This is a genomic window from Pseudomonas sp. MWU16-30323, assembly GCF_020515595.1.
GTDB classification, from domain to species: Bacteria; Pseudomonadota; Gammaproteobacteria; order Pseudomonadales; family Pseudomonadaceae; genus Aquipseudomonas; species Aquipseudomonas yamanorum.
This window is the reverse complement of record NZ_JAIWYM010000030.1, coordinates 17,990-42,073: the sequence shown is the minus strand read 5'-3', so window position 1 is coordinate 42,073 and position 24,084 is coordinate 17,990. Positions and strand designations below refer to the sequence as shown.

Below are 24,084 nucleotides of genomic sequence, written 5' to 3'. Positions count from 1 at the left end.
GATCCTGTCTAAAAACGTGGAGACAACAAGGCCCGGATTGTACCGGGCCTTGAGCAAAACATCAGCCTCGCGACTAAACCTCGCTGAGACTCTCCCGCGCTTCGTAAGCCTGGCGAACCGGGGCAAACGAACGGCGGTGGATCGGGGTCGGGCCCAGCCGCGCCAAAGCTTCCAGATGAACGGGCGTTGGATAACCTTTGTGCCCGCCAATGCCGTAGCCTGGGTAGATCAATTCAAAAGCCGCCATCTCACGGTCACGGCTGACCTTGGCCAGGATCGATGCAGCGGCAATCGCCGGCACCTTGCTATCACCCTTGACCACCGCTTCAGCCGGCATCGTCAGCTTCGGGCAGCGGTTGCCGTCGATCATCGCCATTTTGGGCGTGATGTGCAGGCCTTCAATAGCGCGCTGCATGGCCAGCATGGTGGCGTGCAGGATGTTCAGTTCGTCGATTTCTTCAACCTCAGCCCGAGCGATGTGCCAGCTCAGGGCTTTCTCACAGATCTCGTCGTAGAGTTTTTCTCGACGGGCTTCGGTGAGCTTCTTCGAATCGTTCAGGCCGAGGATCGGGCGGTTCGGGTCGAGAATCACTGCGGCGGTGACGACTGCGCCACACAGCGGGCCGCGACCGACTTCGTCAACACCGGCTACCAGATCAAGGGCATCGGCGACCAGGCTGAAATCCAGGCCCATTTGCGTCTTCATAGGGTTTCCTGTTTATGGCCGATCAAGGTCAGCACAGCATCTGCCGCCTGGTTCGACGCATCACGACGCAAGGTGCGGTGGATTTCGTCGAAACCACGGGTCTGCTCTTCGCCGCCATCGATCAACGGAAGCATGGTTTGCGCCAACGCCTCAGGCGTCGCTTCGTCCTGCAACAACTCGGGCACCAACAGACGCTGGGCCAGCAAATTGGGCAGGGAGATGTAGGGGCTTTTGACCATACGCTTGAGAATCCAGTAGGTCAGCGGCGCCAGGCGATAGGCAACGACCATCGGGCGCTTGTAGAGCAAGGCCTCGAGGGTCGCGGTGCCGGACGCGATCAGTACCGCATCGCAGGCAGCCAGGGCCAGGTGCGAGCCGCCGTCGAGCAGGGTCAACGGCAAGTTGCGCCCTACCAGCAATTCTTCAATTTGTGCACGGCGCTGAGGACTGGCGCATGGCAATACGAAGCGTACGCCCGGTTTCAGCGCCTGCAGACGTTCGGCAGCATCAAAGAACAGCGCGCCGAGACGACCGACTTCGCCACCACGGCTACCCGGCATCAAGGCGACCAACGGCCCGTCAGCCAAGCCCAGTTCGGCACGCGCCGCACCACGATCCGCCTGAAGCGGGATAGTGTCGGCCAGGGTGTGGCCGACAAACCGCACCGGCACGCCCTTCTCTTCGTAGAACCGGGCCTCGAACGGCAGCAGGGTCAGCATCAGGTCGCAGCCTTCGCGAATCTTCAGCACGCGCTTTTGCCGCCACGCCCACACGGACGGACTGACGTAATGCACGGTCTTGATCCCGGCCTGACGCAACTTGAGTTCGATATTGAGGGTGAAGTCCGGAGCGTCGATTCCGATAAAGACGTCGGGCTTTTCTTCGATCAGGGTCTGGATCAGCTTTTTGCGCCGAGCCAGCAGCTCACGCAACCGACCCAACACTTCCACCAGGCCCATGACCGACAAGCGCTCCATGGGAAAGTAGGACGTGAGGCCTTCAGCCTGCATCAGTGGACCGCCGACACCGATGAATTCAACCGCAGGATGCTGGAGCTTGAGGGCCCGCATCAGGCCTGCACCGAGAATATCGCCGGAAGCTTCTCCGGCCACCAACGCTATACGCAGCTTGGCCATGATCAGCGGGTGATGCCGCGAGTCGACGACTGGATCGAATCACGGAATATCGCGACTTCCGGAAACAATGCGGCGGGCTCCGTCAGTTCGATCAACGCCTGGTCAACCGTCAACCCCTGGCGGTAAACCACCTTGTAGGCGCGGCGCAGCGCGTGGATGGCGTCTTCGCTGAAGCCCCGACGGCGCATGCCTTCGAAGTTCATGCTGCGGGCTTCGGCCGGGTTGCCGAATACCGTGACGAATGCCGGAACATCCTTGCCAATGGCGGTACCCATGCCGGAAAAGCTGTGGGCGCCGATATGGCAGTACTGATGCACCAGGGTGAAGCCGGACAGGATCGCCCAATCGTCAACGTGCACGTGGCCGGCCAACGCGGTGTTGTTGACCAGGATGCAGTGGTTGCCGATGACGCTGTCATGGCCGATGTGCGCGTAGGCCATCACCAGATTGTGATCACCCAGGGTGGTCTCGGCGCGGTCCTGAACGGTACCGCGGTGAATGGTCACGCCTTCACGGATGATGTTGTGATCACCGATTACCAGACGCGTTTCTTCACCCTTGTACTTCATGTCCGGAGTGTCTTCGCCTATCGATGAGAACTGATAGATGCGGTTGTATTTGCCAATGCGCGTCGGGCCCTTGAGGATCACATGCGGCCCGATGACTGTCCCCTCGCCGATTTCCACACCTGCGCCGACGATCGACCAAGGGCCGACCTCAACGTCGGCGGCCAGTACGGCCGTCGGATCGATGATTGCGCGAGGGTCAATCAAACTCATAGTTTGCGTTCCGCACAGATGATTTCAGCCGAGCACACCGGCTTGCCGTCGACCGACGCCTGGCATTCGAACTTCCAGATCTGGCGCTTGCAGCTGATGAACTTGGCTTCCAGGATCAACTGGTCACCCGGGGTAACCGGGTTGCGGAAGCGCAGTTTGTCGGAGCCCACGAAATAGTAGAGCGTGCCATCGGCAGGCTTCAGGTCGAGCATTTTGAAACCAAGGATACCGGCAGCCTGGGCCATCGCTTCGATGATCAATACGCCCGGCATGATGGGATGCGCAGGGAAGTGACCGTTGAAGAACGGTTCGTTGATGCTGACATTCTTGTAGGCACGAATGCGCTTTTCCTCAACATTGAGGTCCACTACACGGTCCACCAGCAGGAACGGGTAACGGTGAGGCAGGTATTCGCGAATCTCGTTGATGTCCATCATTTCGGGGGGAAGCCTGTAATAAAGATTGGGAGCGTGCGGACTAAGGCACGCCCCTCTAGCAAATCAAGGAGGCAGTCTAGCGGCTGTGCACACTTGATATGGAAATGGTATCAGCCATCTGATGAAGCATTACCGCCAGGGGTCACGTCCCCAACACGCTTTTCCAGATGTTTCAGGCGCCGAGCGATATCGTCGAGCTGCCTCAGACGCGCCGCGCTCTTGCGCCATTCGGCCGCAGGCTGCATGGCCGTACCGGATGAATAAGACCCAGGTTCGGTAATCGAATGGGTCACCATGGTCATGCCGGTGATGAATACGTTGTCGCACACTTCGATATGGCCCACCAGGCCAACACCGCCGGCGAGCATGCAATGCTTGCCGATCTTGGTGCTGCCGGAGATCCCCACGCAGGCGGCCATGGCGGTGTGATCGCCAATCTGCACGTTGTGGGCGATCTGAATCTGGTTATCCAGTTTCACGCCGTTACCAATGACGGTATCGGCCAATGCCCCGCGGTCAACGGCAGTGTTGACGCCAATTTCAACGTCATCGCCGATCAACACACCGCCCACTTGGGCAATCTTGTGCCAGACACCCTTCGAGTTAGCGAAGCCGAAGCCCTCGCCGCCGATCACGGCACCTGACTGAATCACCACACGCTCACCAATACGCACGTCGTGGTACAGGGTCACACGCGGGGCCAGCCAGCCACCGGCACCAATCTCGCTGCGGGCGCCGATAAAGCACTGAGCACCCACCGTTACGCCCGGTCCGATACGGGCGCCGCTTTCGATCACCACAAAAGCACCGATGCTCGCGGCAGGATCAACCTGCGCGTCATCCGCGATCACCGCCGAAGGATGGATACCGGCGGCTGCCTTGGGTTTTGGATCGAACAGGTGCGATGCCCGGGCATACGCCAGGTACGGGTCGGCAACAACCAGCGCATCCCCGGCAAACCCTTCGGCATCAGCAGCCTTCAGCAACACGGCCGCGGCGTGGCTGTCGCCCAGGTATTTACGGTATTGGGGATTTGCCAGGAAGCTCAACTGAGCTGGGCCAGCCTCCTGCAAGGTGGCTAGCCCAGTGATTTCCTTCTCCGGAGAGCCACGCAAGGTGGCCCCCAGGAACTCGGCCAATTGGCCGAGCTTCATAGTCGCAGTCATGGCTTACTTCAGCTGATTCATGCGCTCGATCACCTGACGGGTGATGTCGTACTGAGGTTTAACGTCGATGACTGCACCGCGTTCGAATACCAGGTCAAAGGCACCTTTCTTGATGACTTCTTCCACAGCGCTGTCGAGTTTCGGCTTGAGCTGCTTGAGCATTTCGCGGTCAGCAACAGCCTTGGCTTCGTTCAGTTCCTTGGACTGGAACTGGTAGTCACGGGCCTTTTGCTTGAATTCAAGCTCCAGACGCTCGCGCTCGCCTTGCTGCATCTTGTCGCCACCGGCTACCAGACGATCCTGGATGCCCTTGGCGCTGCTTTCCAGCGTCTTCAGCTTGGTCAGCTGAGGACCGAATTTCTTCTCGGCATCCACGGCGTATTTCTTGGCCGCATCGGATTCCAGCAGGGCCATCTGATAGTTCAGAACAGCAATCTTCATTTCGGCAAAGGCCGGGGTCGCTACCAGGACAGTCGCCAGGAGAACCAATTGAGTCAACTTACGCACGATGCACTCCTACAGAATCCGTTGTCATTATCTTGGGTCAGACGCTTAGAACGTCTGGCCGAGGGAGAATTGGAAAATCTGGGTTTCAGCGTTATCCGGTTTCTTGACCGGCATGGCCAGAGCAAAGCTCAACGGGCCAAGAGCGGTAACCCAAGTCACACCGACACCGACAGAGCTTGCCAGGTTGCTGAAGCTCACATCGTTACACTGGGTGTTGGACTTCGAGCCATTCGGGTTGGTGACCTGTTCACACTTGGAGTCGAACACGTTACCCACATCCCAGAAGACCGAAGTACGCAGGGAACGTTGATCTTTCACGAATGGCAGCGGGAACAGAATCTCAGCACCACCCTGGATCAATACGTTACCACCGAATGGCAGCGGTTTTTGGTCCGAGTCATCCACTGTACCTTGGTTACCCGTTACAGCCTCACCACGGCTCGGTGTACCACGAGGCCCCAGGGTGCTGTCCTTGAAGCCACGTACCGAGTTGAAACCACCGGCATAGTAGTTCTCATAGAACGGCAAGCCGCTGGTAGAACCATAACCGTCGCCATAACCCAACTCGGTGTGCAGGCGCATGGTGTAGTTTTCGCTCAAAGGCTGGAACAACTGGCCACGGTAGTCGAGTTTGAAGAACGACAGGTCGCTGCCCGGCGTGGTGGCTTCCAAGGTCAGGCTCTGGGAATGGCCGCGGGTCGCCAACACACCTTTGTTCAGGGTCGATTCCGACCAGCCGGCCGAAGCCTTGAAGTTCAGGAACTGGTCGCCTTCTTTACGCACGAAGTTGAAGATCTCATCCACGGTGTACACACCGGTCTTGATCTTGTCCTGTTGCGCGGTCAGGCCGAAGGTCAGACGCGAGGTCTCACTGATCGGGTAACCAATGTTGGCACCCACACCGAAGCTGTCGATGGCATAGCTTGCAACGTCGACGTCGAGGTCTTTGTAGTCGGTGGTGCGGTAGAAGGCGTTGTAGCCCAGGCTCACACCGTCAGCAGTCCAGTAGGGGTCGACATAACCGAAGTTATAACGGCTCTGGTATTCGCTTCGGGTCAGGCCGATGGAAACCTTGTTACCGGTACCGAGGAAGTTGTTCTGGGTGATCGAACCACCGAGGATCAGACCGGCACTCTGGGCGAAACCGACGCTGGCGGTAATCGAACCGGAAGCTTGCTCTTCTACGGCGTAGTTCACGTCAACCTGGTCATCCACGCCCGGTACAGCCGGGGTTTCGACGTTGACTTCCTTAAAGAAGCCCAGGCGCTCGAGGCGAACCTTGGACTGGTCGATCAGGTAAGTCGACGCCCAGCCACCTTCCATCTGACGCATTTCGCGACGCAGCACTTCGTCAGCCGACTTGGTGTTGCCACGGAAGTTGATGCGGTTCACGTAGGCACGCTTGCCCGGATCTACGACGAAGGTGATGTCTACGGTATGGTCTTCGTCGTGCGGGGTCGGTACGCCGTTGACGTTGGCGAAGGTATAGCCTTCGTTACCCAGGCGACGGGTGATCAGTTCGGACGTGGTGGTCATCAGCTTGCGCGAGAACACCTGATCTTTCTGCACCAGCAGCAGGGACTTGACCTGGTCTTCAGGCACTTTCAAGTCACCGCTGAGCTTGACGTCACGAACCTTGTACTTCTCGCCTTCGTTGACGTTGACGGTGATATAGACGTGCTTCTTGTCCGGGGTGATGGACACCTGGGTCGAAGCGATATCCATGTTGATATAGCCACGGTCCAGGTAGTAGGAACGCAGGCGCTCCAGGTCACCGGACAGTTTTTCGCGGGCGTACTTGTCATCGTTCTTGAAGAACGACAACCAGTTGGTGGTCTTGAGCTCGAACAGGTCGATCAGGTCATCATCGGAGAACTTGGTGTTACCCACCACGTTGATGTGCTGGATCGCCGCCACGGTGCCTTCGTTGATGTTGACCTTCAGGCCGACGCGGTTACGCGGCTGCGGTACCACTTCGGTCTCGACGGTTGCCGAGTAACGGCCCTGGGCAACGTACTGGCGTTGCAGCTCGTTACGCACGCCTTCGAGGGTGGCACGCTGGAAGATCTCGCCTTCGGCAAGGCCCGATTGCTTGAGGCCTTTCATCAGGTCTTCAGTGGAGATCGCCTTGTTGCCTTCGATCTCGATACTGGCGACAGAAGGCCGCTCGACGACGGTGATGACGAGGACGTTCCCTTCGCGACCCAGTTGGATATCTTGAAAGAACCCGGTTTTGAACAGCGCACGAGTGGATTCCACCAGGCGACGGTCATCAGCCTGTTCCCCGACGTTCAACGGCAAGGCACCAAAGACGCTACCCGCGGAAACCCGCTGGAGGCCGTTGACGCGAATATCGGAGATGGTGAAGGACTCGGCGTGAACTTCGGCGATCATCAATACGGTGAGAACCGCAGTTAGCAGCAGACGTTTCATGAAGTCCTTTCTTATTCCAACTGGCAATAAACAAACTGCCGCAAAATGCGGCAGATTCGCAATTCAGCGAAGCGTTACAGTCGTCCCAGATCGTTGACCAGAGCTAACAACATCACCCCGACCACCAAACTGATACCGATCTGTATCCCCCAACCCTGCACCCGATCCGACAAGGGGCGACCACGCGCCCACTCGACCAGATAAAACAACAGATGCCCCCCATCCAATACTGGAATGGGCAACAAATTCAGAACCCCAAGGCTAATACTCAGATAAGCCAGGAAATTCAGGAAATCTACAACGCCCGACTGGGCAGAAGCGCCCGCCACTTTAGCAATGGTTATCGGTCCACTCAAGTTTTTTACCGAGAGCTCGCCGAACAACATTTTCTTGAGGGAATCGAGGGTCAGCACACTCATGGTCCAGGTGCGTCTCGCCCCCTCGCCAATGGCCGCCAACGGCCCGTAGCTGACCTCTCGCACCATCGAGGGTGGCCACTCGACACCTTTCACCCCGGCGCCCAGGTAACCCCCGGCGGCCTTGGCTTCCCCGCGAACCGCCAGGGTCACAGGGACGTCGATTTGAGCACCATCGCGCTCAACTTTCAGCACAATTTTGGTATCTGGACGCACACGCACCAGGTCGACCACCTGCTGCCAGTCATTCAGTGCCTGGCCATCGAGGGCCAACAGGCGATCGCCGGTTTTCAGACCTGCGGCCTGGGCCGGCCCCTTCGGATCCAGCTCTGCCAGCACCGGCGGCAACGCCGGGCGCCATGGACGGATGCCCAGGGATTTGATCGGATCAGGCTCATCGGAGCCTTTCAGCCAGTGGTCCAGGGTCAGCTCGCGCGGCGTTTCAGTGGTGGAGTCCTGCTCGCGTACCACCAACTTCACGATGCCGCTTTCACCCAGGCGACGCACCAACTGCAAATTGACCGCCCCCCAGCCGGTAGTGGGTTCGCCATCAACTGCAACAATTTCTTGCCCGGCGGTCAGGCCCGCCTTGGCCGCCATGCTGTCTGCCTCGACCGCACCAATGACCGGACGCACTTGCTGGCTACCCAGCATCGCCAGGACCCAGAAAAACACCATCGCCAACAGGAAGTTGGCGATCGGGCCTGCCGCGACGATGGCAATGCGCTGACGAACGGTCTTGCGATTGAAGGATTGGTCCAACTGATCAGCCGGCACTTCACCTTCGCGCTCATCGAGCATCTTGACGTAGCCGCCCAACGGGATGGCCGCAATCACAAACTCGGTGCCACGACGGTCGTGCCAGCGCAGCAACGGCATGCCGAAGCCTACGGAGAAGCGCAGCACCTTGACGCCGCAACGACGCGCGACCCAGAAATGGCCGAACTCGTGGAAGGTGACCAGCACACCCAGAGCAACCAGGGTGCCGACAATCATGTAGAGCGCACTCATCTAATTTCTCCGCCTTTCAATCCAGTGCCTGAAGGCTCAAACACGCCTGAAGACTAACGCGCATTGCGGTTCAACCACTGCTCAGCCAAGGCCCGGGCCTTTGCATCCGCTTCGAACACCGCGCCCAGATCATTCACGGCGACGACGGGTTCAAGGTTTAAAACGTCTTCGATCATACTCGCGATCTGCGGAAAGCGGATGCGCCGGTCCAGAAACGCCGCCACCGCCACTTCATTGGCCGCATTCAGCATCGCCGGGGCGCTGTTACCTGCCTCGGCAGCTTGCCGCGCAAGACGCAGGCAAGGGAAGCGTTGCTCGTCGGGCGCTTCGAAGTCCAGACGGGCAATGGCAAACAGATCCAACGGCGCAACACCCGAATCAATCCGCTCCGGCCACGCCAGGGCATTGGCGATCGGCGTGCGCATGTCCGGATTGCCCAACTGGGCCAATACCGAGCCATCCACGTAATCCACCAGGGAATGAATCACACTTTGCGGGTGGATCACCACCTCGACCTGATCCGGCCGGGCATCGAACAGCCAGCAGGCCTCGATCAGCTCCAGGCCCTTGTTCATCATGCTCGCCGAGTCCACCGAGATCTTGCGCCCCATGGACCAGTTCGGATGAGCACATGCCTGGTCGGGAGAAACATGCTCCAGATCGGCCAACGGTGTCTGCCGGAAAGGACCGCCAGAAGCTGTCAGCAGAATACGGCGTACACCGACCTGGCTCAGCCCACGGGCAAAATCACCGGGCATGCATTGGAAAATCGCGTTGTGTTCGCTGTCCAGCGGCAGCAGCACGGCGCCGCTCTTGCGCACCGCCTGCATAAAGAGCGCACCGGACATCACCAGCGCTTCTTTATTGGCCAGCAGAATCTTCTTGCCTGCATCAACGGCGGCCAGGGTCGGACGCAAGCCGGCAGCGCCGACAATCGCCGCGACGACGGTGTCGACATCAGGGTCAGCCGAAACCTGGCACAACCCCTCCTCCCCCACCAGCACCTGAGTCGCCAGGCCCGCAGCGCGCAGGTCATCCTGCAAACCACGTGCAACTGCCGCTTCGGGCACCACTGCGTATTGCGGCGCGTGCCGTACACACAGTGCCAGCAGTTCGCTCAGGCGACTGAAGCCGGTCAATGCGAATACTTGATAACGCTCGGGATGACGGGCAATCACATCCAGGGTGCTTAGCCCCACCGAGCCGGTGGCACCCAGCACGGTCACCTGCTGCAGGCGACTCACGAGGCAGCCATCCACAGCAGCACGGCAAAGATCGGGATCGCGGCCGTCAGGCTGTCGATACGGTCAAGCACGCCACCGTGACCCGGCAGCAGGTTACTGCTGTCCTTGATCCCGGCCTGCCGCTTGAACATGCTTTCGGTCAGGTCACCGACCACCGAGATGAACACGACCACGGCCGCCCCCACCAGGGACAGGAGCATTTCCTTGACGGTCCAGCCACGCACCACACCGACCACCAGGGTAATCACCAGGGTCAAGGCCAGGCCGCCATACACGCCTTCCCAGCTTTTACCCGGACTGACAGCCGGCGCCAGCTTGCGCTTGCCGAAGGCACGACCAGAGAAGTAGGCGCCGATATCAGCCCCCCACACCAACACCATCACCGCCATGATCAGCCAGTTACCCAACTGCATCTGCTTGATGTAGACCAGACCCTGCCAGGCAGGCAGCAAAATCAAAAGACCGATCACCAGTTTGCAGGCGACGCTGGACCAGTGGCCGCTGGTGCCCGGATACGTCAGCACCAGATAGGTCGCCAACGCCCACCACAATACCGCCGCACCCAGTACCCAGGGTGCCAAGTCCGGCAGGATGTACATCAGGAACATCAACAGCGCCACGACAGCGGCGTACACCACACGCGGCAACTGCGCGGCGAAACCCGCCAGGCGCGCCCATTCCCAGGCACCCAGCGTCACCACCAGGCCAATGAACAGCGCGAAGCTTGCACCTTCAAGCAGGAAAAACCCGCACAGGGCAATAGGCAGCAGGATCAGCGCCGTGATGATTCGTTGTTTAAGCATTAAACCCGGGCTCCAGCTTCGATCTGCTCGCTCGTTTTACCGAAGCGACGCTGACGGGAAGCGAAATCGGCCAGCGCATTGCGCATGGCATCGTGTTTGAAGTCCGGCCAGAACAGGTCGGAGAAGTACAGTTCGGTATAGGCCAACTGCCACAACAGGAAGTTGCTGATGCGATGGTCGCCACCGGTACGAATACACAGGTCGGGTAATGGCAGGTCGCCGGTCACCAGACAGGTTTGTAACAGCTCGGGCGTGATGTCTTCCGGGCGCAGATGGCCGGCCTGCACTTCCCGCGCCAGGCGCTGCGCTGCCTGGGCAATATCCCACTGGCCGCCGTAGTTGGCCGCGATCTGCAGCACAAAACGGTTACTGCCGGCAGTGATCGCCTCAGCTTCGCGCATGGCCGCTTGCAGTTCCGGATGGAACCGCGAACGGTCGCCGATGATGCGCAGGCTGATGTTGTTCTCGTTCAGGCGCTTGGCCTCACGACGCAATGCCTTGAAGAACAGGTCCATCAAGGCACTGACTTCCTCGGCCGGGCGCTGCCAGTTTTCACTGGAGAACGCGAACAGGGTCAACACCTCGACCTTGGCCTCGGCACACACCTCGATCACGGCACGCACAGCATCGACACCCGCTTTATGCCCGGCAACGCCTGGCATAAAGCGCTTCTTCGCCCAGCGATTATTCCCGTCCATGATGATCGCGACATGGCGCGGCACCACGGAGGGCACAGTCTGCTTGGTCTTTTCCATGAAGGCGTCCTGACCCCTTATACGGCCATCAGGTCCTTTTCTTTATCTTCCGTGGCCTTGGTGATCTGGGCCTCGGCATCTTTAGTCAGCTTATCGATATCGGCGACGGCACGACGCTCTTCGTCTTCGCTGATTTCCTTGTCCTTGACCAGCTTCTTCAGGTCACCCAGGGCATCACGACGAATGTTGCGCACGGCAACGCGCGCATCTTCTGCGGCGCTACGTGCCTGCTTGGTGAAGCCCTTGCGGGTTTCTTCGGTCAGGGCAGGCATGGAGATCAGCAGCAATTCGCCCAGGTTGGTCGGATTGAGGTTCAGGCCGGCGCTCTGGATCGCCTTGTCGACGGCGCCAAGCATGTTGCGCTCAAAAGCCACGACCTGCAGGGTGCGCGAATCTTTAACAGTGATGTTGGCCACTTGGGTGATGGAGGTATCAGCGCCGTAGTACGGCACCATCACGCTGCCCAGAATGCTTGGGTGGGCCTTGCCGGTACGAATCTGACCAAATGCATGGTTCAGAGACTCCAGGGATTTGTGCATGCGCTCTTGAGCGTCTTTCTTGATTTCGTTGATCATTGTTCGATTTCCTCGATCAGAGTCCCTTCCGCGCCGCCATGTACGATGTTCAGCAGGGCGCCGGGCTTGTTCATGTTAAATACGCGCAGCGGCATCTTGTGGTCGCGGCACAAGCAAATAGCCGTCAGGTCCATCACACCCAGCTTGCGATCCAGTACTTCATCATAAGTCAGATGATCGAACTTCTCGGCATGCGGGTCTTTGAATGGGTCTGCAGTGTAAACACCGTCAACCTTGGTGGCCTTGAGCACCACGTCCGCGTTGATCTCGATACCACGCAGGCAGGCTGCCGAATCGGTGGTAAAGAACGGGTTGCCAGTACCGGCAGCAAAAATCACTACTTCCTTGGCATCCAGGTGGCGCATGGCTTTGCGACGATCATAGTGATCCGTTACGCCAACCATGGAAATAGCCGACATCACGATAGCGGTGATATTGGCGCGCTCGAGGGCGTCACGCATCGCCAGGGCGTTCATCACAGTGGCCAGCATGCCCATGTGGTCGCCTGTCACCCGATCCATGCCGGCAGCGCTCAGCGCCGCACCGCGGAACAGGTTGCCGCCGCCGATCACCAGACCGACCTGAACACCGATACCGACCAACTGGCCGACTTCCAGCGCCATGCGATCGAGCACCTTGGGATCGATCCCAAACTCTTCCGAGCCCATCAGGGCCTCGCCGCTAAGCTTGAGTAGAATGCGTTTATAGCGAGCCTGATGACCACTGCCCTGCTGAGCCATTGCGAATCTCTCCTGCGGCGTATTTTTTGAAAATTCTTGGCAAGCCGTTTACGGCCTGCGTTCACTCTAGCTTGACGCTGTCACAGCGCCATCGGAACACGGCTTTGTAAGCCAGTTCCAAAGGGAAACCAATAAAATTGATCACCCCATTTGAAAAGAGGCTGCGCGCGTAAGCGGGCAGCCTCTTTTGGGCGACAGTTAAAAACCGTCTTACTTCTTGGTGGCAGCCAGCTGGGCAGCAACTTCTTCAGCGAAGTTGTCGACCGGCTTCTCGATGCCGTCGCCTACTTTGTAGTAGGTGAAGGAAACGATTTCAGCACCGGCTTTCTTGGCCAGTTCGCCAACCTTGATTTCAGGGTTCTTGACGAACGCCTGCTCAACCAGGGAAGCCTCAGCCAGGAACTTGCTGATGCGGCCTTTAACCATGTTTTCAACGATGTTTTCAGGCTTGCCTTTGATTTTTTCTTCGTTCAGCTGCAGGAACACGGCTTTCTCGCGTTCGATGGCTTCAGCAGAAACTTCCGATGGCAGCAGGAATTCAGGGTTGCTGGCCGCTACGTGCATAGCGATGTCTTTGGCCAGTTCAACGTTGCCGCCTTTCAGGGCAACCACAACACCGATCTTGTTGCCGTGCAGGTAAGCACCCACAACATCGCCTTCAACGCGGGTCAGACGACGAATGTTAACGTTCTCGCCTACTTTACCTACCAGAACCAGACGATCAGCTTCTTGAGCTTCGATCAGCGGAGCGGCGTCGGTCAGTTTGTCAGCGAACGCTTTTTCAACGCTGGCAGCGACGAAGTTTTTGAAGTCGTCTTGCAGAGCCAGGAAGTCGGTCTGCGAGTTAACTTCCAGGATAACGGCGGATTTGCCGTCTTCCTTGATTGCGATAGCGCCTTCAGCAGCGACGTTGCCTGCTTTCTTGGCAGCCTTGATAGCGCCCGAAGCACGCATGTCATCAATGGCTTTTTCGATGTCGCCGCCGGCCTTGGTCAAGGCCTTTTTGCAATCCATCATGCCTTCGCCGGTACGCTCACGCAGTTCTTTAACCAACGCTGCAGTAATCTCTGCCATTTTCAAAATCCTCTTGGATAGGTTTTCAACCATTCCACCCGATTGAACGGGCGATCAATTCTTCCCGAACCACCCTTGTAGGCCGCTGCACGTTACAGATGTTGTAGCTGCGCTGCCGACAAATGGTTTTCGAGGTGGCAAAAAGGGGGCCAAGCCCCCTTTTTGCTTACTGAGTCAACGCCAAGGCGTCAGTTACTCAGCTGCTGCTACCGGAGCTTCTTCAACGAACTGCTCGGTGCCGCCAGCAACGTGGTTGCGACCACGGATTACAGCGTCAGCCATCGAACCCATGTATAGCTGGATAGCGCGGATTGCGTCATCGTTGCCTGGGATGATGTAGTCAACGCCTTCCGGGCTGCTGTTGGTATCGACTACGCCGATAACCGGGATACCCAGCTTGTTAGCTTCGGTGATCGCGATGCGCTCGTGATCAACGTCGATAACGAACAGTGCGTCAGGCAGACCGCCCATGTCCTTGATACCACCCAGGGAACGATCGAGCTTTTCCAGGTCGCGAGTGCGCATCAGCGCCTCTTTCTTGGTCAGCTTGGCGAAAGTACCGTCTTCGGCTTGCACTTCAAGGTCACGCAGACGCTTGATGGAAGCACGGATGGTTTTGAAGTTGGTCAGCATGCCGCCCAACCAGCGGTGATCGACGTACGGCGAACCGCAACGTGCTGCTTCTTCAGCAACGATCTTGCCAGCGGAACGCTTGGTGCCGACGAACAGAATCTTGTTTTTGCCCTGGGCCAGGCGTTCTACGAAAGTCAGAGCTTCGTTGAACATTGGCAGGGTTTTTTCAAGGTTGATGATGTGGATCTTGTTACGCGCGCCGAAAATGTACTTACCCATTTTCGGGTTCCAGTAACGGGTCTGGTGACCGAAGTGCACACCGGCCTTCAGCATATCGCGCATGTTGACTTGGGACATGATAGTTCCTTAATAAGTCGGGTTTGGCCTCCACGTATCCCAATGACCAACCAGTGGCATTCGCCTCCGGCACCCAGGTCATCGTGTCGACACGTGTGTGGATTTAAGCTTTGCGGGGTATCCCCGGAAAGCGGCGCATTTTATACCACAGAGCTTGCAAAAACGAAACCCGCAATCACATTTGCCGTCAGTCGCTTTTGCCTAAGCCTTTGAATAGAGCCAGAATGCCCCCAACCTTATAGACAGAAGCGATCGCCAGACGCTCATGGTTTCACCCCTGCGTCTGCTAGAATCGCGTTTTTTGGGCTTGTGCGAATTCTGCAACCTTTTATCGCACACCCGTAAACCGTATTGATTTCAGCGCGTCGCGCTAGAGAGAGCCTGTATGACCGTCACCCTCAAAACCGCCGAAGATATCGCTGGCATGCGTGTTGCCGGCAAGTTGGCTGCCGACGTGCTGGAAATGATTGCCGAACACGTCAAGCCCGGCGTCACCACCGAAGCGCTGGACCGCATTTGCCACGACTATATCGTTGACGTGCAAAAAGCCATCCCTGCCCCACTGAACTACAAGGGCTTCCCCAAGTCGATCTGCACCTCGATCAACCACGTGGTGTGCCACGGGATTCCCGGCGACAAGCCGTTGAAAGACGGCGATACCCTGAACATCGACGTCACCGTCATCAAGGACGGCTACCACGGCGACACCAGCCGCATGTTCCACGTCGGCAACGTGCCGGTCTGGGCCGAGCGCCTGTCGCAAGTGACCCAGGAATGCATGTACAAGGCCATCGAGATCGTCAAGCCTGGCTGCCGCCTGGGCGACATCGGTGAAATCATCCAGAAGCACGCTGAAAAGAACGGCTTCTCGGTGGTGCGCGAATTCTGCGGCCACGGCATCGGCAAGGTATTCCACGAAGAGCCACAGATCCTGCACTACGGCCGCGCCGGCACCGGCATGGAGCTGAAGGCAGGCATGACCTTCACCATCGAGCCGATGATCAACCAGGGCAAGGCCGACACCAAGGTACTGGGCGACGGCTGGACCGCCATCACCAAGGACCGCAAGCTCTCGGCGCAGTGGGAACACACCCTGCTGGTCACCGACACCGGCTACGAGATCTTCACTCTGCGGGCCGACGACACGATTCCCCGCGTTTCGGCGTAATGTTTGCACCGGTTTTCTAATTAGCAACGCTGTGACCCATAGATAGAAAGGAAAACCGATCGATGCCCCAGGTGGATCCCGAACTCTTCGACCGCGGCCAGTTCCAGGCGGAACTGGCGCTGAAGGCCAGCCCCATCGCCGCCTTCAAGAAGGCCATTCGTCAGGCCCGCGAGGTGCTCGACGGGCGCTTTCGTACGGGCCGGGATATCCGACGGCTGATCGAGGACCGCGCCTGGTTCGTCGACAACATCCTGCAAAAGGCCTGGGAACAGTTCAGCTGGAGTGAAGACGCCGATATCGCCCTGGTGGCGGTAGGCGGCTACGGCCGTGGTGAACTGCACCCCTACTCCGATATCGACCTGCTGATTTTGCTGGACAGTGCCGATCACGAAATTTTCCGCGACTCCATCGAGCGTTTTCTGACGTTGCTGTGGGACATTGGCCTGGAAGTCGGCCAAAGCGTGCGCTCGGTGGACGAATGCGCCGAGGAAGCCCGCGCCGACCTGACGGTGATCACCAACCTGATGGAAAGCCGCACCATCGCCGGCCCCGAGCGCCTGCGCCAGCGCATGCTGGAAGTCACCAGCACCGCGCACATGTGGCCGAGCAAGGACTTCTTCCTGGCCAAGCGCGCCGAGCAGAAGGCCCGGCACCACAAGTACAACGACACCGAATACAACCTGGAACCCAACGTCAAAGGCTCCCCGGGCGGGCTGCGGGATATCCAGACGATTTTGTGGGTTGCCCGCCGTCAATACGGCACCCTGAACCTGCGCGCCCTGGCCGGGGAAGGCTTCCTGGTAGAGAGCGAAAACGCCTTGCTGGCCTCCTCCCAGGAATTCCTGTGGAAAGTGCGCTACGCGTTGCACATGCTGGCCGGTCGCTCCGAAGACCGCCTGCTGTTCGACCACCAGCGCTCCATCGCGACCCTGCTGGGGTTTGAAGGCGAAGACGCGAAGACCAGCATCGAAAGCTTCATGCAGCAGTACTACCGTGTGGTAATGAGCATTGCCCAGCTCAGCGACCTGATCATCCAGCACTTCGAAGAAGTGATCCTGGCCCCGGAAAACGAAGCACCGCCACAGCCGATCAACTCGCGCTTCCAGCTCCACGATGGCTACATCGAGGCTCGCAACGACAACGTGTTCAAACGCACGCCGTTCGCCATGCTGGAAATCTTCGTGTTGATGGCCCAACAGCCGGAAATCAAGGGCGTGCGCGCCGACACCATTCGCTTGCTGCGGGAAAACCGTCACCTGATCGACGACGACTTCCGTAACGACATTCGCAACACCAGCCTGTTTATCGAGCTGTTCAAGTGCAAGATCGGCATCCACCGCAACCTGCGGCGCATGAACCGCTACGGGATCCTGGGACGTTACCTGCCGGAGTTCGGCTTTATCGTCGGGCAGATGCAGCACGACCTGTTCCACATCTATACGGTGGACGCCCACACCCTGAACCTGATCAAGCACCTGCGTAAGTTGCAGTACACCCAGGTGTCAGAGAAATTCCCGCTGGCCAGTAAGCTCATGGCGCGCCTGCCCAAGCCGGAATTGATCTACCTCGCCGGCCTGTACCACGACATCGGCAAGGGCCGCCACGGTGACCACTCGGAAATTGGCGCGGTGGATGCCGAGGCGTTCTGCCAGCGTCATCAGTTGCCACTTTGGGACAGCCGGCTGATTGTGTGGCTGGTGCAAAACCACCTGGTGATGTCCACCACCGCCCAGCGCAAGGACTTGTCCGACCCGCAGGTGATCCATGATTTCGCCCAGGCCGTCGGCGACGAAACCCGTCTCGACTACCTGTACGTGCTCACCGTGTCCGACATCAACGCCACCAACCCGACGCTATGGAATTCCTGGCGCGCCAGCCTGTTGCGCCAGCTCTACACCGAGACCAAGCGCGCGCTGCGTCGCGGCCTGGAGAACCCGGTGGACCGTGAAGAGCAGATCCGCCGCACCCAAAGCGCGGCCCTGGATATTCTGGTGCGTGGCGGCAACGACCCGGACGACGTCGAGCAACTCTGGTCGCAACTGGGGGACGACTACTTCCTGCGCCACACCGCCGGCGACGTGGCCTGGCACAGCGACGCGATCCTGCAGCAGCCGGCCGATGGCGGGCCGCTGGTGCTGATCAAGGAAACCACCCAGCGCGAGTTCGAAGGCGGTACGCAGATCTTCATCTACGCACCCGACCAGCACGACTTCTTCGCCGTGACCGTGGCCGCGATGGACCAGCTCAACCTGAACATTCACGACGCCCGGGTCATCACCTCCAGCAGCCAGTTCACCCTCGACACCTACATCGTGCTCGACACGGAAGGCGAGTCCATCGGCGACAACCCGGAGCGAGTGAAAAAGATCCGCAAAGGCCTCACCGACGCGCTGCGCAACCCTGACGACTACCCGACCATCATCCAGCGCCGGGTACCGCGCCAGCTCAAGCACTTTGCGTTTGCCCCCGAGGTGACCATCCACAACGATGCCCAACGCCCGGTGACGGTGCTGGAACTCAGCGCGCCGGACCGCCCAGGCCTGTTGGCGCGGATCGGCACGATCTTCCTGGAGTTCGACCTGTCGTTGCAGAACGCCAAGATTGCGACCCTGGGCGAACGGGTGGAAGACGTGTTCTTCATTACCGATGCCGACAACCAGCCGCTTTCCGACCCCGAACTGTGCCGACGCTTGCAGGAAGCCATCGTCCAGCAGTTGAGCGTCAATCAGGAGACCGGCGTCGAGACGTCACGCTTGAGCATCTGACCGACCGACCATTTTCAGCTTCCAATGAATTGAACGAGATTTATCGATGAACAATGCCCTGAACCAGTTGCAGCCCTACCCGTTCGAGAAATTGCGCGTCCTGCTGGGCAGCGTCACGCCGAACCCGGACAAGCGTCCGATCGCCCTCTCCATCGGCGAGCCGAAGCATAAATCTCCGCAGTTCGTCGCCGACGCGCTGGCCAACAACCTGGACCAGATGGCGGTGTACCCCACCACCCTGGGCATTCCCGCCCTGCGCGAAGCCATTGGCGCCTGGTGCGAGCGCCGTTTCAGCGTGCCCAAGGGCTGGTTGGACCCGGCGCGCAACATCCTGCCGGTGAACGGCACCCGTGAAGCGCTGTTCGCCTTCACCCAGACCGTGGTCAACCGTGGTGACGACGCGCTGGTGGTCAGCCCGAACCCGTTCTACCAGATCTACGAAGGCGCTGCGTTCCTCGCCGGGGCCAAGCCGCACTACCTGCCGTGCCTGGATGAAAACGGCTTCAACCCGGATTTCGACGCCGTATCGCCGGACATCTGGAAACGCTGCCAGATCCTGTTCCTGTGCTCGCCAGGCAACCCGACCGGCGCATTGATCCCCGTCGACACCCTGAAAAAGCTGATCGCCCTGGCCGACGAATACGACTTCGTAATCGCCGCCGACGAGTGCTACAGCGAGTTGTACTTCGACGAACAAACCCCACCGCCGGGCCTGCTCAGCGCCTGCGTCGAACTGGGTCGCCAGGACTTCAAGCGCTGCGTGGTGTTCCACAGCCTGTCCAAACGCTCCAACCTGCCGGGCCTGCGTTCGGGTTTTGTGGCCGGTGATGCGCAGATTCTCAAGGGTTTCCTGCTGTACCGCACTTACCACGGCTGCGCGATGCCGGTGCAAACCCAACTGGCGAGTATCGCCGCCTGGCAGGACGAAGCCCACGTGCAGGCCAACCGCGATCTGTACCGGGAGAAGTTCGATGCCGTACTGGCGATCCTCAAGCCGGTGCTGGACGTGCAAAACCCCGACGGCGGCTTCTACCTGTGGCCGAACGTGAAGCGCGACGATGCCGCGTTCTGCCGTGACTTGTTCGTGGAAGAACACGTGACCGTGGTACCGGGCTCGTACCTGTCGCGGGAAGTGGACGGGGTCAACCCGGGCGCCGGGCGTGTGCGCCTGGCGCTGGTCGCGCCGTTGGCGGAGTGCGTGGAAGCGGCGATGCGGATTCGCGATTTTATTCAGCGTCGCCGGTAAACCCTGTAGGAGCCGGCTTGCCGGCGATAGCGTCTTCAAGTGCGCCATCGCTGGCAAGTCAGCGCCTAAACCGTATCGCGAAACGGAACCAAACCTCGGTAAGTGCCACTTAGATGCACTCTACTTGCAGGATTACACAATGACCCTTAACCCAGTTACCACTGCCGCAAATTCATTTCCAACCAGCGCTTACGATCCGACTAGCGAAGATAATTTCAGCGAGACTCAAACAGAAGCCGTAGGGCGAAATAGACGTGGCATCGCGGCCCCTAACGCACTATGGCCAAGTGGAACCCTCACTGTCGGCCTTGATATTCAGAATGAAAATAGCGAGCGCGTGATAAAGCAAGCGATCTGTGAATGGATTCGAGAGACCCCGTCGCTCAACGTAAAATTTGTACAAGGCAATAACGGTCAAATACGAATATCCGATGACCCGAATATCGAAGGTAATTGGTCCTCGTTAGGTACTGAGGCCAATAATGTGAACAAGAGCCAGCCCACAATGCATCTGGACAGGACCGACAACACAAAAGATCTTTACGCTACCGCCTTGCATGAATTCGGCCATGCGCTGGGGCTGGAACACGAACACCAACACCCGGATGCCAAAACAAATTGGGATAAAGCCGAGGTAACGCGCAGAGCTGAGAACAGAGGGTATCCTGTTGATCAAGTCTTAGACGCCACCTTTAATAAATTCCCAGCCACAGGTGCCAAGGTAACGCCTTACGACCCTAATTCGGTGATGCATTATAAGTTTCCCGAAAATGAGGACCTTAGTAAGAAAACGATGTTTGGCGTAAACGACAAATTATCCGAAGGTGACAAACAGCTCGCCAACGAACTCTATAAGTTAAAGCATTGAAAAATCCCCAATCGGGAAGATCAACTACTTTAAAGTCCCCAAGTTCGCCTCACTCATATCCAGGTCGGCCAACACCTCTCGCAGCACGTCATCACCAATCTGGTGGTGACGGCTCAGGCTATACAGTTCCAGACGCTGCGCCCGCAGGGCCTTGAGCCGCAACTTGCGCTCCAGTTGATCCATCTGCAGCGCCAGCGCCTGGGCTTCGGCCGAATCGTTGAACACTTCCAGTTGATGACGATACTCCGACATCAACCGCGCCTTGAGCTCGGTGGCCAAGGCTGCCTGGGCGGCATCCAGAGGTGCCGCTTCAGCAGGCTCTTCGGTTTCGAGTGCGTGGATAGCAGCCACGGCAGTCTTCTTCCAGGCCTCGCGCACTTCATTGTGGCGCTTCTCATCCGGGCTCTTCTCGATGCCGCGTAACAGCAGCGGCAAAGCGATGCAGGCCGCGACCAGTGACAACAGGATCACACCGGCGGCGATGAAGATCAGCAGGTCGCGCTCGGGAAAATCCTGCCCCGGCGCAAGTAGTAACGGTACCGACATCACACCGGCCAAGGTCACGGCACCGCGTACGCCACCGACGGTCAGCAGCCAGCAGGACCGCGCGGTGGGCACCAGTGTCAGTTCACTTTTCCCACGAATCCGGCGCAATAAACCCGACAGCCGCCAGATGCTCTGCACCCAGATAAACCGCAACACCACCAGCACCAGGAAAATCGCGATCACGTCCAGGCAGCGATACAACAAAGTCGGCCACAACGTCGGCTCGTGACTGACCACCGCCTTGATGATGTCCGGCAATTGCAGTCCCAGCAGCAGGAAGATCAAGCCGTTAAACGCAAACTCCAACAGCGACCAGACACTGCGGTTGAGCAACCGGGTGCTGGTCTGGCGCGGCAGCAGGTCGAGCCAGCTTTGCATCATCCCCGCGGCCACCGCCGACAAGATGCCCGAGGCGCCAAGGCGTTCGGCCAGCACGTAGGCCGCAAACGGCAGCAGCAACATGAACACCACATGCGTCGCCGGGTCGTCCCAGCCCCGGGCGATCATCCAGGACCGCAAGCGACCCACCAGCCAGCTCAAGGCCACGCCAATGGCCAGGCCACCGACGGCCACCAGCACAAACGTCAGGCTGGCATTCGCCAGGGAAAACACCCCGGTCACCGCCGCCACCAGGGCGAACTTGAAGGTCACCAGGCCCGAGGCGTCATTCATCAGCGCCTCGCCCTGAAGCATGTGCATCAGCGGTGTTGGCAGACGATTCTGGGAAATGGCTGATACCGCCACGGCGTCCGTCGGCGACAACACGGCCGCCAGGGCGAAGGCCACCGGCAGTGGGATACTCGGCAACAGCCAGTGAATGAAGTAACCGGCACCGACCACGGTGAACAGCACCAGGCCCACCGCCAGCGTCAGGATCGGCCCGCGCAGGCGCCACAATTCACGCTTGGGCATACGCCAGCCATCGGAGAACAGCAGCGGCGGCAGAAACAGGAAAAGAAACAACTCGGGATCGAGGGCTACATGCAGGCCGAGGGTCGGCCACGCCAGCAAGGCGCCGGCGGCAATCTGCACCAGAGGCAACGGCAGTGGGATGATGCGCCCGACCAGGCGCGAAACGCTGACCAGCATCAGCAGGATAAGTACGGTGTAGGCGGTTTGCATAACGCGGGATTCCCAGACAATCAACTTGCAACAACACACATCAGGCAACAACTCGCCGTTGAAGTGCCATATTAGCCGCCTATGCTGCGCGATGGCCTTTGCACAAAAGTCGCACGCGAGCAAAACGTAAGTGTGACGAGCGGCGCCGAAAGCCGCTGGCCATGGCATAATCCTTGACCTTTCATCTGCGTCAGCCCAAAGGGGGGCAATTCCTTGACCGCTTCAAGCAAAACGTTGCACCTTTTCGGCATCAAAGCCTGCGACACCATGAAAAAGGCACGCACCTGGCTCGATGAGCACGCTATCCAGTATGAGTTTCATGACTACAAAACGGCCGGTATCGACCGCGAACACTTGACCCAATGGTGCAATGAGCACGGTTGGCAGGTGGTTTTGAACCGTGCGGGCACCACCTTTCGCAAACTCGAAGACGAACGCAAAGCCGATCTCGACCAGGCGAAAGCCATTGAATTGATGCTCGCGCAACCCTCGATGATCAAGCGCCCCGTGCTTGATCTCGGTGACAAAACCCTGATTGGCTTCAAGCCAGATAGTTATTCGGCGGCCCTCAAGTAGGCCAGCCCACTCCATTTTTGTAGAGGTAACAGCATGTCCAATTCCCTGTTCAGCCTGGGCTTCGGCGTCGGCACTCAGAACCGCCAAGGTGCTTGGCTGGAAGTGTTTTACGCACAACCGCTGCTCAATCCATCGGCTGAAATCATCGCTGCCATCACCCCGATCCTCGGTTACACCGAAGGCAACCAGGCGATCACTTTCACCGTCACCCAGGCCCTGCAACTGGCTGACGCGCTCAAAGGCGTCGACGCCGCCCAAGCCGCCCTGTTGAGCCGCCTGGCTGAAAGCCACACACCGCTGGTCGCCACCCTCCTGGCCGAAGACGCCGCGCTGACGTCCACGCCTGAGGCCTACCTCAAGCTGCACCTGCTGTCCCATCGCCTGGTCAAGCCCCACGGCCTGAACCTGGCCGGTGTGTTCCCGCAGTTGCCGAACGTGGCCTGGACCAGCCAGGGCGCAATCGACATCGCCGAGCTGGCCGAGCGTCAGCTGGAAGCGCGCCTGCGTGGCGAGCTGCTGGAAGTGTTCTCGGTGGACAAGTTCCCGAAAATGACCGACTACGTGGTGCCGAGCGGCGTGCGTATCGCTGATGCCGCGCGCATCCGCCTGGGTGCCTACGTGGGCGAAGGCACCACCGTGATGCACGAAGGTTTCGTCAACTTCAACGCCGGCACCGAAGGCCCGGGCATGATCGAGGGCCGTGTGTCGGCTGGCGTATTCGTCGGCAAGGGTTCGGACCTGGGCGGCGGTTGCTCCACCATGGGCACCCTGTCGGGCGGCGGCAACATCGTGATCAAGGTCGGCGAAGGCTGCCTGATCGGCGCCAACGCCGGTATCGGTATCCCGTTGGGCGACCGCAACACCGTTGAGTCGGGCCTGTACGTGACCGCCGGCACCAAGGTTGCACTGTTGGATGAAGCAAACCAGCTGGTCAAAGTGGTCAAGGCCCGTGAACTGGCCGGCCAACCGGACCTGTTGTTCCGCCGCAACTCCGAGACCGGTGCCGTGGAGTGCAAAACCCACAAATCGGCCATCGAACTGAACGCAGCGCTGCACGCTCACAACTAAGCAGCGACTCGAT

22 protein-coding genes are annotated in these 24,084 nt (G+C 59.0%); 6 read left to right on the top strand and 16 right to left on the bottom strand.

Annotated elements, in window-relative coordinates; genetic code table 11:
- Positions 1-73 precede the first annotated feature (73 nt).
- The 15 genes from rnhB to rpsB form a co-directional block, all read right to left on the bottom strand.
- Positions 74-706 (bottom strand): ribonuclease HII, encoded by a 633-nt coding sequence (gene rnhB / locus LIY45_RS25325; RefSeq protein WP_088423009.1) that lies wholly within the window; start codon positions 704-706, stop codon positions 74-76.
- Positions 703-1,842 (bottom strand): lipid-A-disaccharide synthase, encoded by a 1,140-nt coding sequence (lpxB, locus tag LIY45_RS25320; protein ID WP_017479408.1) that lies wholly within the window; start codon positions 1,840-1,842, stop codon positions 703-705. Before lpxB ends, rnhB begins: the two co-directional genes overlap by 4 nt.
- 2 nt (positions 1,843-1,844) lie before the next feature.
- Positions 1,845-2,621 carry an acyl-ACP--UDP-N-acetylglucosamine O-acyltransferase gene (gene lpxA, locus LIY45_RS25315; protein WP_226478002.1) on the bottom strand — a complete coding sequence of 259 codons (777 nt, stop codon included), beginning with the start codon at positions 2,619-2,621 and terminating at the stop codon, positions 1,845-1,847.
- Positions 2,618-3,058 (bottom strand): 3-hydroxyacyl-ACP dehydratase FabZ, encoded by a 441-nt coding sequence (fabZ, locus tag LIY45_RS25310; RefSeq protein ID WP_003172281.1) that lies wholly within the window; start codon positions 3,056-3,058, stop codon positions 2,618-2,620. Before fabZ ends, lpxA begins: the two co-directional genes overlap by 4 nt.
- 110 nt (positions 3,059-3,168) lie before the next feature.
- Entirely contained in the window at positions 3,169-4,224 is a 1,056-nt protein-coding gene (gene lpxD, locus LIY45_RS25305; protein WP_226478001.1) for a UDP-3-O-(3-hydroxymyristoyl)glucosamine N-acyltransferase, read from the bottom strand.
- A 3-nt stretch (positions 4,225-4,227) separates the two neighbouring features.
- Positions 4,228-4,731, bottom strand: coding sequence for an OmpH family outer membrane protein (locus LIY45_RS25300; protein ID WP_003219314.1), 504 nt, complete (start codon positions 4,729-4,731; stop codon positions 4,228-4,230).
- 45 nt (positions 4,732-4,776) lie between these two features.
- A complete protein-coding gene (gene bamA / locus LIY45_RS25295; RefSeq protein ID WP_226478000.1) occupies positions 4,777-7,164 on the bottom strand; it encodes an outer membrane protein assembly factor BamA in 2,388 nt (795 codons plus the stop codon).
- A 74-nt stretch (positions 7,165-7,238) separates the two neighbouring features.
- Positions 7,239-8,591 (bottom strand): sigma E protease regulator RseP, encoded by a 1,353-nt coding sequence (gene rseP, locus LIY45_RS25290; RefSeq protein ID WP_017479411.1) that lies wholly within the window; start codon positions 8,589-8,591, stop codon positions 7,239-7,241.
- A gap of 53 nt (positions 8,592-8,644) precedes the next feature.
- On the bottom strand, positions 8,645-9,835 hold the full coding sequence (gene ispC, locus LIY45_RS25285) for a 1-deoxy-D-xylulose-5-phosphate reductoisomerase (protein WP_226477999.1): 1,191 nt from the start codon (positions 9,833-9,835) through the stop codon (positions 8,645-8,647).
- Positions 9,832-10,638, bottom strand: coding sequence for a phosphatidate cytidylyltransferase (locus tag LIY45_RS25280; protein WP_226477998.1), 807 nt, complete (start codon positions 10,636-10,638; stop codon positions 9,832-9,834). The genes ispC and LIY45_RS25280 overlap by 4 nt, the downstream gene beginning before the upstream one ends.
- Positions 10,638-11,393: a polyprenyl diphosphate synthase gene (uppS, locus tag LIY45_RS25275; RefSeq protein ID WP_003219323.1), complete on the bottom strand. Its 756-nt coding sequence runs from the start codon at positions 11,391-11,393 to the stop codon at positions 10,638-10,640. Before uppS ends, LIY45_RS25280 begins: the two co-directional genes overlap by 1 nt.
- Positions 11,394-11,410: 17 nt before the next feature.
- A complete protein-coding gene (frr, locus tag LIY45_RS25270) occupies positions 11,411-11,968 on the bottom strand; it encodes a ribosome recycling factor (RefSeq protein WP_017479414.1) in 558 nt (185 codons plus the stop codon).
- Positions 11,965-12,708, bottom strand: a complete 744-nt coding sequence (gene pyrH / locus LIY45_RS25265) for a UMP kinase (RefSeq protein WP_003219327.1) — start codon at positions 12,706-12,708, stop codon at positions 11,965-11,967. The genes frr and pyrH overlap by 4 nt, the downstream gene beginning before the upstream one ends.
- 210 nt (positions 12,709-12,918) lie before the next feature.
- Entirely contained in the window at positions 12,919-13,782 is an 864-nt protein-coding gene (gene tsf, locus LIY45_RS25260; protein ID WP_008432237.1) for a translation elongation factor Ts, read from the bottom strand.
- Positions 13,783-13,974: 192 nt separating this feature from the next.
- Positions 13,975-14,712, bottom strand: a complete 738-nt coding sequence (gene rpsB, locus LIY45_RS25255) for a 30S ribosomal protein S2 (protein WP_003219330.1) — start codon at positions 14,710-14,712, stop codon at positions 13,975-13,977.
- Positions 14,713-15,097: 385 nt separating this feature from the next.
- Here rpsB and map point away from each other — a divergent pair, with 385 nt between their 5' ends.
- The 4 genes from map to LIY45_RS25235 all read left to right on the top strand — a co-directional run bounded on the left by map (position 15,098) and on the right by LIY45_RS25235 (position 20,759).
- On the top strand, positions 15,098-15,880 hold the full coding sequence (gene map, locus LIY45_RS25250) for a type I methionyl aminopeptidase (protein ID WP_226477997.1): 783 nt from the start codon (positions 15,098-15,100) through the stop codon (positions 15,878-15,880).
- A 62-nt stretch (positions 15,881-15,942) separates the two neighbouring features.
- Entirely contained in the window at positions 15,943-18,645 is a 2,703-nt protein-coding gene (locus tag LIY45_RS25245) for a [protein-PII] uridylyltransferase (protein WP_226477996.1), read from the top strand.
- 46 nt (positions 18,646-18,691) lie between these two features.
- Complete coding sequence (gene dapC / locus LIY45_RS25240; RefSeq protein ID WP_226477995.1) at positions 18,692-19,891, top strand: succinyldiaminopimelate transaminase; 1,200 nt, start codon at positions 18,692-18,694, stop codon at positions 19,889-19,891.
- Between the two features lie 139 nt (positions 19,892-20,030).
- Positions 20,031-20,759: a M12 family metallopeptidase gene (locus LIY45_RS25235; protein ID WP_226477994.1), complete on the top strand. Its 729-nt coding sequence runs from the start codon at positions 20,031-20,033 to the stop codon at positions 20,757-20,759.
- A 24-nt stretch (positions 20,760-20,783) separates the two neighbouring features.
- On the opposite strand, the gene LIY45_RS25230 is transcribed toward LIY45_RS25235, so the two are convergent.
- Positions 20,784-22,427 (bottom strand): Na+/H+ antiporter, encoded by a 1,644-nt coding sequence (locus LIY45_RS25230; RefSeq protein WP_226477993.1) that lies wholly within the window; start codon positions 22,425-22,427, stop codon positions 20,784-20,786.
- A 213-nt stretch (positions 22,428-22,640) separates the two neighbouring features.
- On the opposite strand from LIY45_RS25230, the gene LIY45_RS25225 reads away from it, so the two are divergent.
- Positions 22,641-23,003 (top strand): ArsC family reductase, encoded by a 363-nt coding sequence (locus LIY45_RS25225; protein WP_003219341.1) that lies wholly within the window; start codon positions 22,641-22,643, stop codon positions 23,001-23,003.
- A gap of 33 nt (positions 23,004-23,036) precedes the next feature.
- Entirely contained in the window at positions 23,037-24,071 is a 1,035-nt protein-coding gene (gene dapD / locus LIY45_RS25220) for a 2,3,4,5-tetrahydropyridine-2,6-dicarboxylate N-succinyltransferase (RefSeq protein WP_017479423.1), read from the top strand.
- Positions 24,072-24,084: the final 13 nt, after the last annotated feature.

Excerpts from the sequence above, each read along its gene's own strand:
- rnhB (WP_088423009.1), bottom strand. The coding sequence starts at position 706 with ATGAAGACGCAAATGGGCCTGGATTTCAGCCTGGTCGCCGATGCCCTT.
- lpxB (WP_017479408.1), bottom strand. The coding sequence starts at position 1,842 with ATGGCCAAGCTGCGTATAGCGTTGGTGGCCGGAGAAGCTTCCGGCGAT.
- lpxA (WP_226478002.1), bottom strand. The coding sequence starts at position 2,621 with ATGAGTTTGATTGACCCTCGCGCAATCATCGATCCGACGGCCGTACTG.
- fabZ (WP_003172281.1), bottom strand. The coding sequence starts at position 3,058 with ATGATGGACATCAACGAGATTCGCGAATACCTGCCTCACCGTTACCCG.
- lpxD (WP_226478001.1), bottom strand. The coding sequence starts at position 4,224 with ATGACTGCGACTATGAAGCTCGGCCAATTGGCCGAGTTCCTGGGGGCC.
- bamA (WP_226478000.1), bottom strand. The coding sequence starts at position 7,164 with ATGAAACGTCTGCTGCTAACTGCGGTTCTCACCGTATTGATGATCGCC.
- rseP (WP_017479411.1), bottom strand. The coding sequence starts at position 8,591 with ATGAGTGCGCTCTACATGATTGTCGGCACCCTGGTTGCTCTGGGTGTG.
- LIY45_RS25280 (WP_226477998.1), bottom strand. The coding sequence starts at position 10,638 with ATGCTTAAACAACGAATCATCACGGCGCTGATCCTGCTGCCTATTGCC.
- uppS (WP_003219323.1), bottom strand. The coding sequence starts at position 11,393 with ATGGAAAAGACCAAGCAGACTGTGCCCTCCGTGGTGCCGCGCCATGTC.
- frr (WP_017479414.1), bottom strand. The coding sequence starts at position 11,968 with ATGATCAACGAAATCAAGAAAGACGCTCAAGAGCGCATGCACAAATCC.
- pyrH (WP_003219327.1), bottom strand. The coding sequence starts at position 12,708 with ATGGCTCAGCAGGGCAGTGGTCATCAGGCTCGCTATAAACGCATTCTA.
- tsf (WP_008432237.1), bottom strand. The coding sequence starts at position 13,782 with ATGGCAGAGATTACTGCAGCGTTGGTTAAAGAACTGCGTGAGCGTACC.
- rpsB (WP_003219330.1), bottom strand. The coding sequence starts at position 14,712 with ATGTCCCAAGTCAACATGCGCGATATGCTGAAGGCCGGTGTGCACTTC.
- map (WP_226477997.1), top strand. The coding sequence starts at position 15,098 with ATGACCGTCACCCTCAAAACCGCCGAAGATATCGCTGGCATGCGTGTT.
- LIY45_RS25245 (WP_226477996.1), top strand. The coding sequence starts at position 15,943 with ATGCCCCAGGTGGATCCCGAACTCTTCGACCGCGGCCAGTTCCAGGCG.
- dapC (WP_226477995.1), top strand. The coding sequence starts at position 18,692 with ATGAACAATGCCCTGAACCAGTTGCAGCCCTACCCGTTCGAGAAATTG.
- LIY45_RS25235 (WP_226477994.1), top strand. The coding sequence starts at position 20,031 with ATGACCCTTAACCCAGTTACCACTGCCGCAAATTCATTTCCAACCAGC.
- LIY45_RS25230 (WP_226477993.1), bottom strand. The coding sequence starts at position 22,427 with ATGCAAACCGCCTACACCGTACTTATCCTGCTGATGCTGGTCAGCGTT.
- dapD (WP_017479423.1), top strand. The coding sequence starts at position 23,037 with ATGTCCAATTCCCTGTTCAGCCTGGGCTTCGGCGTCGGCACTCAGAAC.